The 17,685-nt window shown below is 37.9% G+C and carries 18 protein-coding genes; 2 read left to right on the forward strand and 16 right to left on the reverse strand.

The features are described from left to right. Nucleotides 1–73: 73 nt before the first annotated feature. Nucleotides 74–1,600, forward strand: a complete 1,527-nt coding sequence (locus DRF60_RS03950) for an endonuclease (protein WP_116010831.1) — start codon at nt 74–76, stop codon at nt 1,598–1,600. A gap of 170 nt (nt 1,601–1,770) precedes the next feature. Here DRF60_RS03950 and DRF60_RS03955 read toward each other — a convergent pair whose 3' ends face one another. From DRF60_RS03955 to namA, 16 genes are all read right to left on the reverse strand, one after another. Beyond that, nucleotides 1,771–2,151 carry a hypothetical protein gene (locus DRF60_RS03955; RefSeq protein ID WP_116010832.1) on the reverse strand — a complete coding sequence of 127 codons (381 nt, stop codon included), beginning with the start codon at nt 2,149–2,151 and terminating at the stop codon, nt 1,771–1,773. Beyond that, on the reverse strand, nt 2,132–2,692 hold the full coding sequence (locus tag DRF60_RS03960) for a LemA family protein (RefSeq protein WP_116010833.1): 561 nt from the start codon (nt 2,690–2,692) through the stop codon (nt 2,132–2,134). Before DRF60_RS03960 ends, DRF60_RS03955 begins: the two co-directional genes overlap by 20 nt. Continuing rightward, nucleotides 2,692–3,474, reverse strand: coding sequence for a hypothetical protein (locus DRF60_RS03965; RefSeq protein ID WP_116010834.1), 783 nt, complete (start codon nt 3,472–3,474; stop codon nt 2,692–2,694). Before DRF60_RS03965 ends, DRF60_RS03960 begins: the two co-directional genes overlap by 1 nt. Before the next feature lie 193 nt (nt 3,475–3,667). Continuing rightward, nucleotides 3,668–4,450 carry a hypothetical protein gene (locus DRF60_RS03970; protein ID WP_123902627.1) on the reverse strand — a complete coding sequence of 261 codons (783 nt, stop codon included), beginning with the start codon at nt 4,448–4,450 and terminating at the stop codon, nt 3,668–3,670. 134 nt (nt 4,451–4,584) lie between these two features. Then, entirely contained in the window at nt 4,585–4,938 is a 354-nt protein-coding gene (locus tag DRF60_RS03975; protein WP_123902628.1) for a hypothetical protein, read from the reverse strand. A 12-nt stretch (nt 4,939–4,950) separates the two neighbouring features. Then, nucleotides 4,951–7,596: an OmpA family protein gene (locus DRF60_RS03980; RefSeq protein WP_116010837.1), complete on the reverse strand. Its 2,646-nt coding sequence runs from the start codon at nt 7,594–7,596 to the stop codon at nt 4,951–4,953. 11 nt (nt 7,597–7,607) lie between these two features. Next, nucleotides 7,608–8,096 (reverse strand): DUF4280 domain-containing protein, encoded by a 489-nt coding sequence (locus DRF60_RS03985; RefSeq protein WP_116010838.1) that lies wholly within the window; start codon nt 8,094–8,096, stop codon nt 7,608–7,610. Between the two features lie 2 nt (nt 8,097–8,098). Continuing rightward, nucleotides 8,099–9,139: a hypothetical protein gene (locus DRF60_RS03990; RefSeq protein ID WP_116010839.1), complete on the reverse strand. Its 1,041-nt coding sequence runs from the start codon at nt 9,137–9,139 to the stop codon at nt 8,099–8,101. Between the two features lie 14 nt (nt 9,140–9,153). Beyond that, nucleotides 9,154–10,194, reverse strand: coding sequence for a hypothetical protein (locus DRF60_RS03995; RefSeq protein WP_116010840.1), 1,041 nt, complete (start codon nt 10,192–10,194; stop codon nt 9,154–9,156). Nucleotides 10,195–10,249: 55 nt separating this feature from the next. Then, nucleotides 10,250–11,665: a T6SS phospholipase effector Tle1-like catalytic domain-containing protein gene (locus DRF60_RS04000; RefSeq protein WP_116010841.1), complete on the reverse strand. Its 1,416-nt coding sequence runs from the start codon at nt 11,663–11,665 to the stop codon at nt 10,250–10,252. A 50-nt stretch (nt 11,666–11,715) separates the two neighbouring features. Further along, on the reverse strand, nt 11,716–12,690 hold the full coding sequence (locus tag DRF60_RS04005; RefSeq protein WP_238640005.1) for a DUF2931 family protein: 975 nt from the start codon (nt 12,688–12,690) through the stop codon (nt 11,716–11,718). Between the two features lie 64 nt (nt 12,691–12,754). Beyond that, entirely contained in the window at nt 12,755–12,925 is a 171-nt protein-coding gene (locus DRF60_RS21050) for a hypothetical protein (RefSeq protein ID WP_157967922.1), read from the reverse strand. Nucleotide 12,926: 1 nt separating this feature from the next. Beyond that, complete coding sequence (locus DRF60_RS04010; RefSeq protein WP_116010843.1) at nt 12,927–14,858, reverse strand: type VI secretion system Vgr family protein; 1,932 nt, start codon at nt 14,856–14,858, stop codon at nt 12,927–12,929. A 158-nt stretch (nt 14,859–15,016) separates the two neighbouring features. Then, nucleotides 15,017–15,421 carry a type VI secretion system tube protein TssD gene (gene tssD / locus DRF60_RS04015; protein WP_116010844.1) on the reverse strand — a complete coding sequence of 135 codons (405 nt, stop codon included), beginning with the start codon at nt 15,419–15,421 and terminating at the stop codon, nt 15,017–15,019. Between the two features lie 184 nt (nt 15,422–15,605). Further along, on the reverse strand, nt 15,606–15,899 hold the full coding sequence (locus DRF60_RS04020) for a DUF2752 domain-containing protein (RefSeq protein ID WP_116010845.1): 294 nt from the start codon (nt 15,897–15,899) through the stop codon (nt 15,606–15,608). 8 nt (nt 15,900–15,907) lie between these two features. Beyond that, a complete protein-coding gene (namA, locus tag DRF60_RS04025) occupies nt 15,908–16,960 on the reverse strand; it encodes an NADPH dehydrogenase NamA (RefSeq protein ID WP_116010846.1) in 1,053 nt (350 codons plus the stop codon). A gap of 98 nt (nt 16,961–17,058) precedes the next feature. Between namA and DRF60_RS04030 the strand changes: the two genes are divergently transcribed. Next, the gene (locus DRF60_RS04030) at nt 17,059–17,541 is read left to right on the forward strand and encodes a cytidine deaminase (RefSeq protein WP_111956797.1); all 483 of its coding nucleotides are present in this window, start codon (nt 17,059–17,061) and stop codon (nt 17,539–17,541) included. Nucleotides 17,542–17,685 lie beyond the last annotated feature (144 nt).

Raw genomic sequence — 17,685 nt, forward strand, 5'->3', positions numbered from 1 at the left:
CACATTTAAAAATTAACAGTAATGTAATTTTTTATTCGCAAAAATATAGTATTCTTACAGAAATTTTATTTGTATGAAAAAAATTATCTTATTTACTGTAATAGCAGGGCTTGCTAATGCCCAGGCTCCTGCAGGATACTACAGCTCAGCAAACGGACTAAGTGGTGCAGCGTTGAAAACGGCATTAAGTTCTATCATTACAAACGGACATCAGGACAAGGGGTACAGTGGACTTTGGACCGCTTACAAAACGACAGACATTGACAAAAATTATGAAAACGACGGCTCGATCATGGATATCTATTCGGAAAGACCATCAGGAGCCGATCCTTACAAATATACTCCAGGTACTAACCAGTGTGGTACGTATTCTGTAGAAGGAAATTGCTATAACAGAGAACATATTGTTCCTCAAAGTTTATTTAACCAGTCTGCTCCAATGGTTTCTGATATTCATTTCATCAGGGCTACTGATGGAAAGGTTAATGGAATGAGAAGCAATTATCCTTTTGGAAAGGTGGGTACAGCAACATTTACTTCCCAAAACGGATCAAAACTGGGCAGTTCTTCGTCTTCAGGATATGCAGGAACGGTTTTTGAACCGATTGACGAGTTTAAAGGTGATGTGGCAAGAATGATTTTTTATTTTGTAACACGCTATCAGAGCAAGCTTTCTACTTTTTCTTCTGGTAATATGCTGGGAAGTTCAGCTTTTCCGGGATTACAGACCTGGGAACTGAATGTTCTTCTGGCATGGCACAGCCAAGATCCTGTTTCACAAGCTGAGATCAATAGAAATAACGCGTCTTACACTTTCCAGGGCAATAGAAACCCGTTTATCGACAATCCTAGTTATGTAGGTCAGATCTGGGGCTCCAGTCCTGGAACCACTGATCCCGGAACGCCTACTCCTGGAACAGATTGCATCAATGAAACATTCGGAACAATTCCTACCGCCAGCAGCTCTTCTTATACCACAAGAACATGGACAGGAAGTGGAATTTCCTGGACTGCTACAGATGCAAGAACCGATCAGACCATTAACGGACAGGCTATTACGGTGAGAAATGGTTCTTTAACTTCGGGAAGTTCAGCGAACGGTATAGGATCACTGACCGTAACTACTCAGCTTAAATTTTCCGGAACCAGCGGAACTTTTGATGTAAAAGTAAACGGGACATCGGTAGGAACGATACCTTACAGTGCTACTGCTACGACTACAACAATCAATAATATCAATATCACCGGGAATGTTACGGTAAGCCTTGTTAACAGCTCATCGAGCAACAGAGTGGCTATTGACGACCTTAAATGGACCTGCTATTCGGGAACCGCCAGACAGGCTCTAAGAATTTCGGCTGATGAAAATACGGTTCAGGAGCTTCAGGTTTACCCTAACCCAATCTCAGGACAGGAGATCTTTGTAAAAGGTGATACCAAAAACATTAAAAAGGCAGAGATTTATAATCTTCAGGGAAAAACACTTGAGACGATTGAGGGTCCTTTTAAAAACGGAAACTCTATTAAGATCAAAAATCTTGAGCAGGGTGTTTATATTTTAAAGCTTGACCAGTCTGCATTGAAATTCATTGTAAAATAATCTGTTGATTAAAAATAATACAGCCGGTTCAATGTTTTGAACCGGCTTTTTTTTATTTAAAAGGATGACAGACCGAATGATTTGTTTCCACAACAGATATTGATCAATACAACAAAAATCAATATTACAACTCTTGCTTTTTTCATCATATTAAATGTTTTTCCTGAAGATTACTGATTATCTTTTTCTTTAATTATTTTAGACCAATCGGTCAACATCTTGGTGATGGTATTGGCATTAATCAGGCTGAAAAAGAACATTCCTGCGAGTACCGTAAGCCAGCAATAGGCTAGTTTTACTCCATTTTTATCAGTAATAAAAAAAAGGATAAGCATGGCAAGAGATCCCAGTACAAATGTAAACATAAGCGTATACAACAATACATGGATGATGTACATATTGAATTTAAGCTTTCTGAAGATCCATCCTATCAATGCAATTGGAACAAGCAGAAGCAGTGGCAGAAACATAGCTCCGAAAATGGTTACCTCCGGGTAATCAGCTATTTTGCCTTCTAATCCGAAAAAGCTATTAAAACTGAATCCCATCATAATGTTTCTCAGCATTTGTTACCTCCAGTAAAGTTTTGTCTTTATATCCTAACATTTTCGCCAGTATAACATTGGGAAATTCATGAATCCCTATATTATAAAGATTAACACTGTCATTAAAAAACTCTCTTCTGTCTGCTATTTTGTTCTCCAGTTCGGAAACGCTTTTCTGCAGTTCAAGGAAATTAGTATTGGATTTCAGTTCAGGATAGTTTTCTGAAACAGCAAAGAATGAAGAAAGCGCTTTTGAAGTCTCATTAGCAAGCTCGGTTCTTTTATCTGCATCAGTACTGTTATTATAAAATGTCCTGAGCTCTGTAAGATGGGCAAGAATTTTTTCTTCATATTCCATAAAGTGTTTGGCAACAGTGACCAGATTGGGAATTTCATCTGCGCGCTGCTTCAGTACTACATCAATATTACCATAGGCTTTATCAACATTAAATCTGAGCATGACCAGTTTATTATAAAGATTGATCAAAAAGCTGATAAGAACTACTCCCAGCAAAATAAGTAATATGATTGCGACCGTCTGATTCATTATTGTGTAAGTATATAAATAATTATTAAAAGGATGATGGTGCAGGTAAACATAAACGACCTCAGCAATGGCTGATATTTGTTCCAAATAGTGATGCCTGATGCTGACGTAATTCCGAGGACTTTATAATGTTCATCTTTTCTAATGAAAGGTATTCCGTTTTTAGAATCGGCATAGCCTACCAACAGCATTTTCTGTCCATTTTTTAAAAGGGTTTCTTTGTATCTTTTACCCCTGTGGCTGCTTATATTTGTTTCTCCCAATAAAACAAGCTCAATCCCTTCCGGCTCTACTTCTATCGTTCCGGTATCATCTGTAACCTGGAAGACATTGCATTGTGTTTCTCTGTGAATGGTTCTGTAGCTTTCTTTACCTTCAGAGTCTCTGTCAATATTTTCAATGGTATAATAATATCCAATGCAGGCTTCGTTATCCACCGGTGAAAATAAAGGATTTTTCATCACCAATGTTCCTTCAATCTCTGCCAGACCTTTTGCCACGGAATGGATCTTAGAGGTCGGCAGTGATGACTGCAGCCGTAAAAAACGTTTGGCTGGTGTAGATCTTATTGCATTAAGAATGATAAAAACGAGAATCAATACCGGGAGGAAGATCAATACGCGGCTTGCGTAGTAATCATAATTTTTATAGATATGGCTAAGATATTCATTCAGCGGCATTTTTTCTTTAAAGATCCGCCACAGAATAAAATAAAGAAAACAAAACACCAGAATTCCAATGGCTACATATCCTGTTCTCGACATTTTCTTGTTATTCTCCATCTAATTTTAATGTGGGTGCTTCTAAGTCCAAAAATACTTTTTATTGGTTAGATTAACGAATTCAAATAAAAAATATTGAACTGCCTTCTTTTTTATGGTCCAGTTATGTGCATTTTAAATACTTTGCCATGCCTTTTTCAGAAGAATGTGCAAACACAGCATAAGGAACAAAACACCCAAAGTCATGCTTAAACTACCTTATTATATTATATTTTCCTCCCTTTTTATGGATAAAAAGAGGTAGAGCGTATTCTTCGTTAGTTTCCTTATTGGTATAGTGAATAATTGGTTTTTCCTCTGCCCCAACTAGAGTACATACTTTGGCATTTGCAAAAAATTTCGCCTCAGTAGAGTCTGGAAAATCCTCCAGAATAAATTTTCCTCCCGACAGTTCTCCGAACAATTTGGACAGTTCCATTTTATTGTCAACAATTCCGAGATACATTGAAATATCAATTTCATCAAATCTGTCTTTCATTTCTTTATAAAGACCTTCTATATCTCTTTCTTTAAATAAGCCATGAATAAATCTGAAATACTTTTCTATCTCATATTGATTGAAGGCAACTGTATTAAATGGTTCTGAGATTTTCCACCCTGTAATCTGATAATTTATATCAGCTTTAAAATCGGTGGTTAAATTGAGTCCAGGCATTTTATTTTGAGAAAAATCCAATTTTTCAAATTTGAATGCTTCAACCGTATTGTCATAATTTTCTGTTGAAGCATCATAACTAAATACTTTTATAGTAATAAATCCGTCCGGCCTTAAGGAATCTTCTCCCTTCAACGGTAAAACATTTATTTTTATATTCTGCAACCCTGGCTCCAGCATAAAGTGATTGATGGGTAAATGTGATGATATGCCTCCTCCCACGTTGTGAGTAAAAGCAGGCATACCATTTATAAAAATATCAAAATTACAGACAGATGCATTAAAATCTACCAGGTAATAAGGTTCTTGGAATCGAGTCATGTTACTTACTTTTATTTGCTAAAGATAGAATCCGCTTTCAGTTTAATTCTGCAAAGATTCTTCCCTTTGTAATCTGTGATGACAGCCCCCATTACAATAGGGGCAATTGTTAATGAAAAGAATGTCCGGCCAAATTATTTAACCTTTACATATTTACTTTCAATACCTTCGAATGCAATAGTTAAAGTATCATTTTTAACGGCATATTTTCCTTCTGCTTTTTCTTTGGTTTCGTTGTCTACTGTGATGATTTTATCATTTTGCACTTCATAGGTGGACTCTATGGTATTCAGCATTTTTCCTTCACCCAAATGCTGAAGAAACTTTCCGTCTTTTGTAAATTCCAAAACAATCTTTTCTATTGAGTTTCCTGTTTTTGAATCTTTAAGGGAACCATCCCATTTACCAATAAGTTTCTCGTCGTCCTGCTTCTGAGAATTACAACTAAATGCTAAAAAACATCCTAAAATAACTAACAATTGTTTCATTTTATTCATTTATTAAATATACTGTTTCTCAAACTTAATTTCATCAGGCATTACCAATCTGGATTCACCTTCATAAGTTAAAGTTCTTTTAAAAACTCCTAATTTCACAGTTCCTACTGCTACAAATGTCGCTTTTACCCCTGCAAATTCTGCTATGGGTGCGGCAAAAATACCTTTCTTATCTGCCCCAACTTTTATTCCACCTGTGATGGAAGTACTTACATCTGCTTTTACTTCTCCTTCAAAAGCCAAATAACCAACGCCTCCTTTTGCCCATGCTTTAAATTCGGCAACAACCTGTACTTTACCGGTTGCTTTTACTTCTCCTGAGGTTTCTTTGGGATAAGAAGTATTAATGGTTACTTTACCATCTATGTAGATTCCGCCGCTTATACTGATAAGGAAATGCATTCCTGCTTCTTTTCCAAGCTTGTCCAAAATCCAAGAAATAATACTTCCGGCTCCGGGGCAAATGGCATCTCCACCGTATTTCACAAATATTTTCCAGAGGTCTACTTCAATTTTAGCTTCTACTAAAGGCTTTGCTGAAACTCCAATGGCTACGATAGTGGTAAGATCCACCGAGGTTTTTGGAGCTCTTTCCAGATACCATTGTGCCGAAAAAGCAATTTTAGGAGATTCTATTACAAATCTAGCCTTACCTTTTGAAAGCGGAGAGTTTGAAACCCTTTCGGTCATGCTCTTCATTTTATTGAAAAGAGACAGGGTTTTTCTGATTTTACCATCCCACTTATGTCCAAGTTCCAGAGTCTGGGGAGCGCTTGATCTTCCCTGTGTTATTCTGTTCCATTCTGCTTTTAAAGAAAGCGCAAATGACTGATCCATTTCCCCGTGATTTTTAGACCATCCACGGTCAAGCTCAGCACCTATTACTTTTTTCTGTCCTTCTTTAATATCATAAGGATGCAGTTTATTCCCAAAACTATAGGCGAAAGGCTGATCATGATTCCATTTGAACTCAACAGTCCATTTTATATCCGGAAAAACCTTGACTTGTATAACGGCATTATTTTTATTAGAAAACCATCGGCATGAATTCACAAACACATTATATATAGTAGCAGAGCTATCCATTTCCAATGCATTGAATGAGGGCCATATATAATTGAAGGGAGCTGCATTTGCCCATGATAACTGGGAATTTACCGGAAAGGCTAATGAACTTTCATTAATTTCATGTGGCTTTCCGTATTCAACAGATTTTACAATGATTTTCTTTTCGTGTTTATCACTTCCTCTGAAACAACCTTTATTGATATGCTGTAAAACATCTATTGTAAGATTAATATCGGAACTGGGTGCCAAAGCTTCATAAACAATAGTCTGGGCATCATGCCCCTGGAATGTAAAAGAAATATCTACCCTTCTATTATTCTCATAATCTTTCTCATTCTTGTATCTTATATTATCCCTTCCCATCTTATCATCGGAAGGATCCACCTCTCCTTTTCCGAGAGAAATTATCCTTGAGAGATCAAGTCCTCCAGCCCCAAAGAATTTCTTTACAACATCTGCTCTTCTTTGTGAAAGTCCTTTATTGTAATTCTGTTTTCCAATTACACAGGCATAACCACTTAAGTTGATGGTTGATCCTTTGTGCTCTAAAAGAAATTTCAGGATATTATTCAATACTTCCTCACCATCTTTATCTATTACTGTAGAATCAAATTTAAAAAAGATAGTCCTGTGAATTTTTTCCTGTGGAGCATTTTTCTGTTTTATCCCATTTCCATTATCAAATACAGTAACCGTTGAATTACTTGCTTTTCCATCTTTTACTACATTTTCTGTAATTTTTATCACCTCAAATTTACAGGGCTCGTACCGTACATTGCTTACATCCGGCTTATATACTTTGGTAGGCGTCTGGTTTTTGCTGACATTGGCATTGGTAGTAACCACTTTATTTTTGACATTCAGGTAGATAGCATGAAGATCATCACCCAAGTTATCTTTGATGTATTTTTTGGAAGCGGGATCTTTTACTTTGATATAAAATTCTTCTACATTCTGGATGTTGTCTACATAAGCCATCCATGAGTAGGTATTTTCTATTTTTAAATTGACCTCACCATCTATTACCTGTACATTATTGTATACATGCACCAGTTTGTCATTTTTTGCAGCCTGTTGGTTCCAGAATTCTATAATAACGGTATTTCCATTAAGCCCTTCTGTGGTCAAGTTAAGATATACGATATGCCCGTAGGAAATATAATTAACTTTATTCTGGTTTTTGATGCTGGTCTTACTTCCTCTCTGGGTAGTCCATTTACTGGTAACAATTTTTGGTTCGCACCAGCCTTTCACGTAAAGTCCCACATTATTTTTGGTGTCTCTCTTGCCCGAAAAACTGGCCTCAATGTAGAACTGATAACTTCCGCAATACTGCTTATCAATACTGAATTTATAGCCTGTGGAAGATGGAACCTGATAGATAATAATTTTGCGGTCGTTGGTCTGTCTCATCCAGATCACAGGTTTCTTTTTATCTTCGGCCGTTGTATCCGGCAGCCATTCTTCTACCTGGAAAGTGACATCCTGGTTCGGGACAATCGTAATTCTCTGACCCGGAACAGACATTTTTGGATAATAATTGCCTTTTGTAACCTTTATTTTTTTTACTCCTTTTGCCATTTCTTTGTCGTTTAGATTACACCATCCTGCCCGCCATATTCAGGCTGTTCTTTATACATTTCTTCGGAATTCACCAACGGATTGATCTGCTGCTGTACATCCGGATCCGCATTTTTAAAGTTCTGCGGACTGCCTTCTGTTCGCTGGCCATGATCTATGATCTCAATACATGGTGTTCCGGCAATGGCACAAACTGCCTTGCTGTCTTCCAAAATAATATATCCATTGTTGTTGAGCTGTACTTTATCGTAAAAATTCTGCCACTCTGTTACCATAATTTTGCATGGCGGCGGAGGAACTCCCATTTTTGTACAGTTTCCGAAGGTATTTTTTTCAAATGTAGCTGCTCCTATTTCTTTCGTGGTTACGATAAGCTTTTTGGAGGCATTTTTATCATTAGCGTATTCTTTCTGGTGTGAGAGTACTTTGAGTTTGTCCGGAATCTGTCCGAACTGGCATTTGCAAATAGCACCCTGTACTACAATATGTTTTTCTGCCATGGTTAAAATTCTTTATTTGAAATTACTAGTCGGGTTAAATATTCATTCCCGAATTCCAGTCGAACAAAAGAGGAATTCATTTTGAAAGTAACTACCGTTAATGCTTTCGATGAGTTTTCATCGGTATCCACTGTGATCTGGTAGAGCTGTGCATTGTACCTTGCAAATTTCTGCTTGCATTCGGATGGTGAGCTGTCGTTGAATACCAGGCCATATGGTAATCCTGAAATGCTGTCACTTCCGTAATACTGAATGGCATAATACTCTCCCCCATTATTCATCTGGGCGTAGATCATGTTAAAATCATCGAAATCCCAATTGGAATATGTTTCCCCTTTACAGTCTTTACACTCCAATTGGCTTGGGCTTACCTGTAAAAGTTTTGTAAAGGTATCTGATGTAGCGGGTAATGAAATAAACTGCTTCTTCGCGAACAGGCTCTGCAGTTTTTTTGAAACTTTTTCCTGTTTCGGATTTCCTGCAACCCTATCTGTTGTTGTCACAGCAGTTGTATAAGTGGTAACAGCCGTACTATCGGCTTCTGACACATCATTATCATTCGAAGGCTCAGCAGGCTTATAGTTTAAAAGAAATTCTTTGATCTCTTCCTCCAGTTTACCGGTGGATTTTGTCAGTTTGGTATCTACTTCTTTTTTAGACCAGCTGTCCGGAATTACTTTCTCAAGAAAAACAGTGACTTTCGTGCTTTTTGCGGAGATCTTTTTCAAATTGACATTCCATACCGCCTGCTGGATAAACTGTTTAGGCTTCGAACTGTTTTTCAAAGCCAGATCCAGGTAAGGATTTTTCTGATCGCCTTCATATTTCAAACTATAAAGATCAACGGTCGTTGAGAAATCGGTATCTGATGCAGCGGCAGCTTTTGCTTCATCCTGGGTGAAATCATTTTTAAACTCAAAAATAGAATTCTGTAAGGATTCGATATCTTTCGGGACATTAAATTCCACTTTTTGCCCGAAAAACAGGCTAAAGCTTAATAGAAGGATAAGTATGGATAGTTTGTGATTGGTTTTAATTTTCATGTTATTATGTTCTATTAGTCTGTCAGAGCCGCAATGACTACTGATATTTTCTTTTTTTTCTCAAGTTCTATGCTGCACTCCAGATATAATGATTCTGACAGTAAAGTTTCTCCGTTCAGATAGGCTACTATTCTGAATTTTCCTTCATCATTCATCACCGGATTATCTTCAATGATCATTGAAAAAGGGGCTTTACTCATAAAATCATATACTGATCTTTCATCGTTCAGTTTCCCTTCTCCTTCTATATTAACCAGATTATACTCATCTTTCAGCGGATCAGTTTCTAATCTTATTTTGTATTTAGGTTCTACAGGATTATTGACAATCGGAAAACTGCTCTCTATTTCTACCTGATAATCCTGTCCGAAACTCTGATAAATCCCAAAGAACAGAGTTCTGATGAAATAATCATCTTTTAAATAAAGATTTATCGCATCAGGTTCATTTATTACTTTTTCTATCTTTTTGCAGTAATTGTCTACTGTTTCTCCTTCAAATTCTTTGTAAAGTTCTTCCTTTACGACCGGCCATCTCTCTTGAAATACTGAAAGGTTTTCTACCGTATTAAATTTCCCCTGCTCGTCTACACTAATCTGCAGCGGATATAAAACCTTAGATGTTTTATAAGCGAGCAGATCGGCTATTTCATTGACTTCTTCTTCGTTAAGGTACAGATTGGAAGTTCTGTCTATTTCAAAAAAATGAAGCTTATTTTCCTTTTTCAGCCAGCGTACTGATGTTTCGTATTTCAGTTCATTTTTATGGTCATTATTTTCAATGGTCACCGTAACTCCATATCTGCTGAATGAGTTCTCCGGCTGAAAGATCAGGCTGTTTGCATGCCCGAACTTTACCAGTCTGTTTTTATCCGTCACTGCCGTTCTGGGAAGAAAAATTTCTTTCTGCCCCGTAAGGTCAATCAGGATCATCTCCTTTACGTTGCAGTGATTATTATGAAATAACTTTAAAGCACCGGCATCTAAGTTGTACAACAGGCTTATGCTTTTTAAGCTTTCTCCTTTCTGAACGGTATGTATATTAAATTTCTGCATAAAATAATCCTACCTCGTATTATCTGTCCTTATTTTGCTTATTCATGGCAATCCATTAATGGATTACTCTTACCCTGTCCGATGTAGGATCCATTCCTATACCTTCCCTTCTTGCAGACCAATGCAGGTATTTATTTCTGAGGGTTCTAAGATCATCCTGTTCTTTCATTTCCTTTTGATAGTCGGCATATTTCTGTTCCGGAATGGATGCTCCTCCGTACGCGGTCTCAACATCTTTATATCTTTTAAAAACGTATTGTTTTCCATCTGCCATTGCATAAGGTCTCAGACGCTCTTTCACTCTTAACAGCAACTGATCCGATGAGATAGAATAGCTTTCGTCGGTAAGTTTTTTTATTTTGAGTGGAAGTTTTTTTTCAACACCGTACTCCGCCATAAAATGTAAGGGAATATAGCTGTATGTCTTTTTCAGAAGTTTACGTTCTCCTCTTAATGACAGATAAAATCCTGGGGTAATTGTAAGCTCGTCTTCCTTATACCATGCCTCATTGATAAGTTGCTGTCTTAATGTTTTTAATTTTGCACTGGTGGTCCATGAGGTTTCCACTTCTTCCCAGATTTCAGGCCCTTCTTCATAAGCTCCGCCTACATCACAGTGTACGCCGGGAAATATTTTTTCTATCCCTACACTTACGTTCGTAAGGTCAAAATTTTCTCTGTGCTCATTTTCCGCCACAAAATGGATAATGGTCTGCGCTCTTCCAATATCATCCAGCCCCAGTTCTGCCACATCATTATGGAAATTAGGCTTGGGAGAAAAATTTTTGGAATAGGACGAAACGGTATCATAAATCCCCAGAAATCTCACCTTCAGTACATCTACTGTAATACCTGCTTCCTGTAGTTTAAGTCCCAGATGTCCCCATTTCGGCAGATCCTCGCCTTGTACACTGTTTCCGTCACTGTCCAAATGGGAAGTAACGGTCATGCCTTCATATGAAACGGTAGTGGTTTTAGCTTTATATTTTGATTTACCAATTTCATGAACAAAATTTCGCGCTGCGGCAGCACCACGGCTGAAACCAAAAACATCAAAAGTAAGAACAGCAATCTTATCGGCTTTTTTTGAGCTTTTAATATTCTTTACTTTTTTCACGATCTCTTCGCAGCCTTTTCTCACTTTCCCGCGGATTCCTGTAGCTCCCGTTCCGAAGGCATAGCCAAGCATAGAATCTTCTTCTTTATCTTCGGTACCGATACCTTCTATGTAGATGCCAAAATTTTTATCGTAATTATCCCATAAACGCGCAACATTACTCCAGTCATTATTATAACTGTTGTTATCACTTGGTTTTCCTCCGTTTTTCTTGTAGTCGGCCGTTTGTCCTCTTCTTTCGAGGGTATTGGTTTTGTTGTTCAAAGTTCCGTCAAAAAACATCCCAAGAGTAATGTCTAATACTTCCTCTTTGGTTATTTCCGGTGTATAATCTCCAAATTTATTATTGTGCATCGTTCTTATTTATTTTTGTTGACAGACTGATTTTAATTTTATTAAGAATGTTATTCTATTGCACGTGAAAGTCTGATTTTTGCTTTTGTAACCGGAAGTTCTTCCTTTTCGCTCTTTAATGATAAACTCGCCCCTGTATTATCTGGACTGATTTTAATGATCAGGTCTGTATTTTTTTCTTTTCCCAGCTTCTGAAATAAGTCAAAAATTTCTTCTTCATCAAAAGAGTCTACCCATACACCATATCTTTTTTTATTCTTATCTCTCCAGTAAAAACCGCAAAATTTTGGGACAGCCCGTTTTTTATAAGTATCGGCTTTCAGACTTTCTCCGAAAAGGTTTTCCTGTTCTCCATTGTAATTGGTGAATCCAAAATCTATCCATTCACTGCCTTCCGGCAAAATCACTAAGGGCTTCCAGCTATATCTTTCTCTGTACGTTTCATAAATATCCGGAGACGGATATCCTTCCTTTTCTATTTTAGCTCTGATCTCGGGTTTAAATGTTTCATAAGACGGATCTTTCAGCATTCTGTCTGCAAAACCTTCCTTCAGCATATACTGTGCGTTGTCGTATGCTTTTTCTTTGGTAATAATAGTATCATGAGCCTGAAAAGCACCTATTTCTTTCTGGTTTCCGGGACCATTAATCCATAAAACCACCTTCCCTTTTGGAGCAAGGCCGACAATAAAATTACTGTATGTGGTCTTTTTACCATTATCCTGGTCTATAAAACCTTTTTCAAAAAGATCTTTTATTTTTTCTTTATCCAAATCCCATTTTCCGGTATAGAATTTATTTTCTACCAGAGAGTACCAGGTAAATTCCAGATTGTGGGGAATATCCATCTGGCTGGTTTCTACACTCATTGTTCCGCCTTCATTTCCCCAGCCTGTATTCTGTGTGCCCCAGATGGCATCGAAGCTGTAGGTAAAATCATCTGCGATGAGGGCTCCTTTGTAAATTTCCATCGGATATTCCTGCGGTGCCGAAAGCGTCCCCAGCCAACTGTATTTTTGTTCCATTTTTTTATTCTGACAATTGATTAATGAGAAACTACTTACAATAAAAAGAATTATAATTCTTAATTTACTTGTTTCCATGGGACATTATTTTCTTATTGCTTGCCAAAACAAGGTTGTTTTTCTGTGCTTCCACATTAATTTTCTGAGCAATTTTTTCAACCTTTTCACCGACATTCAGATGATAAGAGTCTGTGACTTTTATCTGTATATTCTTAGCTGTTTTGATGATCGCCATATCAGAAAAGTTTTGATTTTTCGGCACTGTTGAATTCTACAATTTTACCGCTCTGCATCGTCATGTTTTCAAGCTCGCTGAACATGGATATTTCTCCGGCTATTTCATTGGATGTTTCAGACTGTCTCTTGAATTCTTTTTCTATCATTTCGGTTCTGGTGTCGGAAGTTTCACGGATATCACCGGAAGCTGTCTGTACAATATCTTTTCCGGCTGTAGAGATAATACTGTTATTGGCAGAACTGTTGATTCCTTCTCCTGCACTGATCGAAATTTCTTTTCCGGCAGTAATGTTGATATTGTCCCCGGCATTCAGGGTGAAATTTTTAGGAGCTTTCATGCTGATGTTTCCGGCACCATCCATATAGTAGATATTTCCGCTAGGGTCCATGATCTTTACACTTCCTTCTTCATCATTCATCAGAATTCTGATCCCGCTTCTGGTCTGGATAGATTTCAGATGGTTATTGACTCCGCCACCTAAAGCTATTCCTCCGTGAAACATACCTCCCATCACGAAAGGTCTGTCGGGATGGCTATGGACAAAATTCACCATTACCTGATCTCCCACTTCCGGAATGGCCACATATCCTCTGTTCTGGGTGATCTGATCTGTTCCTCCTGCGTCAGGACTCATCATCCTTATAAAATGGGTTGTATCGCTTGTCTGCCAGTCAAACTGTACCTGTATCCTGCCTTGTCCTTCCGGATCTGTATTGGATATAACGACTGCAGTTTGTGGTTCAGCTTTAGGGATCTTATATTCCGGTCTTGGAAGGAATCCTGTATCTGCTGCTATACCTGTAAAGCTTCCTTTATAATGTCCTATGGTGTCAATTTCATGTTCAGCTTCCGTGATCATAATCCTTGTGAAATAGGAAGTTTCATTGGAGTCCTGTTTCCGCATCTGAACATCGGCTATGCATCCCGGGTGAAGGAATGGAACGCTTGTATTTCCTGAAATGGAAAAAACGTTCACCGCTGCACTTCCCGAAGCACTTTTCTGTGAGTATTCTACGTCCAGATGGGTTGCTGCTTTGATGGGGGCTATCTGAAGTGCAGGGGTTTTGAAAATACTGTTGTTGTGATCGTAAGCTGTCTTTGCAATATCACTTACATGCTGAATAGGCGTGGAACCTGAAGTAAGTTTTTCATTTTTATTGCTGTTATACCCATAAAACTGGGGCTTGGTATGAATTGCTTTCAGCTCAACCTTAATATCGTTGGCGCTGCTTCCGTAGGTCAGGATAATAGGTTTGTTCTGAGGCGGCAGTTTCCCGAAATGCAGGACTTCACCGTCATAAAAGAACTGTTCACCATATGCTTCTGCCATTCTTGCCAGATAGTTGTAATGGGTTTCGTCGTACTGGCTGCTGTAGATGATCTGGGAAAAATTATTGGCATCGATCCTGACATCAAAGCGGCCTTTATCAATCCCCTGCTTAATCACCTCTTCAGCAATAATTCCTATATTGACCGGCTGACTTCCTCCAAAACTCTGAACATGAGAAGCTCCATCCAAAAGAATGGTTGGGCTGGATCCTGTAAGCACAATATTCCCCAGGCTCATTTTTTCCTGGCTGAATGCTACCCCGGTAATGATTCCTACAAAGGTTCTCTCTGGACTGTTGTCTATGCCTTTATAAGAAATGACTGCAGTGAGGCGTTTTCCCAGAAATTTATTGGCTTCTTCCAGCGAATGGGTCTGGCGGTCTCCCAAAGTATCATGAGCCAGGGTTAATGTAAATTCATGATGACGCTGGGCACTCTGCTTAAGTTTGAAATGCTTATAAAATCTGATGATTTTTCCTTCTATGACTAAGGAAAGCTTAACCAGGCGGTTGATACCGGTATGATGATTTTCGGATACCCCGTCTGCATTCTGTGCCGGGCGAAAATTCGTTCCCTTTGATTTTTCAGGTGTAGTAGACATATTTTATAAAGTGATTTGTGTTAAAATGTGTATATTATTCATCCAATCGGGAATTTTTGAAAATAAACAAAAATCCCTTGCCAGAAAGTAGTGTTCACAACAGGTAAAAAAAGACCGTCTTGAGGGACAGTCTCTTTGTATTTTGTACTACTCAGGACCTAGCTCAATGGCCAGAATCCATCATATAGTGAATTTCCATATGTAATGCTTTCTGCACTTATCACAAAGCTTACCAGCATACTATTGCTGTCGACAGCATCAAAATCCACTTCGTGCTGAATCACATATCCGTTTTCCCATTTCAGAGTGATCAGTGTTCCTTCTTCATGTGATTTATTGAATGTGACTTCACCACTTGTCGGCTTATATTTACCATTCAGCAAACTTTCCAGAATATCAGATTTTTCAGTTGCTTCAATTGTTACTTTGATTAAAGCGTTCGATGGATCAGACGCTACACGTCCTGAAACATCTGTAGATCTTGATACGCTGTAATTAAGCTTTAACAGTTTTTGTCCTTCACCTCCATTGAATTTTAAGATTCCTCTTGAATTTCCTGCCATATTCTTCTATTTTAATCATTAATGATTATACTATTCATAAAGTTTATCTAACAAAGATATACTTCATGCTCTAATTTAAAAAGTTTTTAGTGAACAGATTTACATTTTGTAGTAATTCTACGACTTTTTTTCTACTTATATTAATTTGACATTAAAAAAATACAGTTCTTAGCTTTGTTTTTTATCAATGAGAATGCATGTAAAAATGTTTATAATAATAAGATATGATCATGATGACCAGGTTTACAGTGACCATGATCATTAGAATGTTACTGTATTTCCTTTTCTTATCTACAAAACTCAGGCCCAGGGTAAAAAGAAACAGGAGTAGTGTATAAACAGCCGGATACAGATGAAAGGCTTCTGAAAATCTGCCTTCAAATACTAATATTACCGCTCTCTGTGCACCGCATCCTAAACATTCTATTCCCAAAAATTTCTTACTGGGACAGGTCAGCATAAAGTCTTCAATTTTCATTCCGAATGTTATGATGAAATTTTCGCTCTTGTATATTGGTGCGGAAAGAAACAGTCTTCCTTCATTTCAAATGATCCCTGAACGGCAATATATGGATTTCTTAAGATTTCTCTTGCCACAAATATGAGGTCTGCATCTTCTTTTTCCAGGATTTCTTCAGCCTGTTCCACCCTTGTGATTAACCCGACTGTTCCGGTTTTTACCCCGGCTTCTTTTCTGATCTGGGATGAAAAAGGAACCTGATAGCCATCAAATACAGGTATTTTAGCACCGTGGATATTTCCTCCGCTTGAAACATCTACCAGGTCTACGGAATGTTCTTTTAAAACTTCAGCAAGCTTTACACTGTCATTGATATTCCATCCGTTTTCGGCATATTCGGTTCCGGAAATTCTTACGAAAAGGGCTGTATTTTCGTTCAGCTCTTCGTTGACAGCATCAACAATTTCCAAAAGAAAACGGATCCTGTTTTCAAAGCTTCCGCCATATTCATCTGTCCTGATATTGGAAAGCGGTGATAAAAACTGATGGACAAGATATCCGTGAGCGCCGTGAATTTCTATCATATCAAAGCCGGCTTTTACAGCTCTTTTTGCTGCTTCTTTAAAATTCTGTACCTGTTCTTTAATCTCGTCAGCAGTCAGAACATGCGGGATTCTTTCAGTTGGGTGATAAGGAATAGCACTGGGTGCAACAGTTTCCCAGCCTTCTTCAACTGGGATCTGCAGATTATTCCAGGTGGAACCTTTTCTTCCGGCGTGGGCAAGCTGGATCCCTATTTTACTTTCTGAACGGGAATGGACAAAATCAACAATTTTCTTAAGCTCTTCTGCCTGCTGATCATTCCAGATACCCATACAGTGGTTGGTAATTCTTCCACGAGGTTCTACTCCGGTGGCTTCAACCATGATAAGTCCGGTACCGCCCTGAGATCTGCTTCCGTAATGTACAAAGTGGAAATCATTAGCCAATCCATTTTCGCATGAATACATACACATGGGAGACATTACCCATCTGTTTTTCAATTCTATATTTCTAAATTTTACTGGTGTGTATAACATTTTACTTTTTGATTTTCAATTTAATGATGAATAAAAAAAACATTGTCGAAGTGATGAAAAAGAAGTAAATTTGGCCCCCTTTTTAGTCTTACTAATATATGAAAAAAGACATACAGATCAGTTACGAGCATTTTAAAAACAGCAGTGAACTGAACGATATAGAAAAAACCTTATTTGAAAGAGCAATACAAGCCCGTGAAAATGCTTATGCGCCCTATTCGAATTTCCTTGTAGGATGTGCCGTCTTACTGGAAAACGGCGAAATTTATTCCGGCAACAACCAGGAAAATGCGGCCTATCCATCGGGATTGTGTGCAGAAAGAACGACTCTTTTCTGGGTGGCAGCCAATTTTCCGGATGTCAAGGTAAAAAAGATTTTTGTCGTGGGCGGTCCTAAGGAATTTCATGAGAAAAATCCTCCGATTCCTCCTTGTGGAGCCTGCCGACAAAGTCTGATAGAATATGAAACGAAACAGAACGAAAACATCATCCTTTATTTTTCAAGCATGAATGATGAAGTGGTGAAGGTACATTCTATTAAGGATTTGCTGCCTTTCTATTTTGATTCATCGTTTTTGTAGAAGTGTAATTTTATCAATAGGGAATTTTGCTTCGCAAGTGAATGGTGAATTAAAGTTTTAAGAATCAAGAGCCAAGAATCAAGAACCAAGAGCCAAGATTCAAATACCAGACTTTTGTGAATAGTCAATTTTATTTTACAAGTG

Origin of the sequence: Chryseobacterium elymi (assembly GCF_003385495.1) — a bacterium.
Classification (GTDB): Bacteria; Bacteroidota; Bacteroidia; order Flavobacteriales; family Weeksellaceae; genus Chryseobacterium; species Chryseobacterium elymi.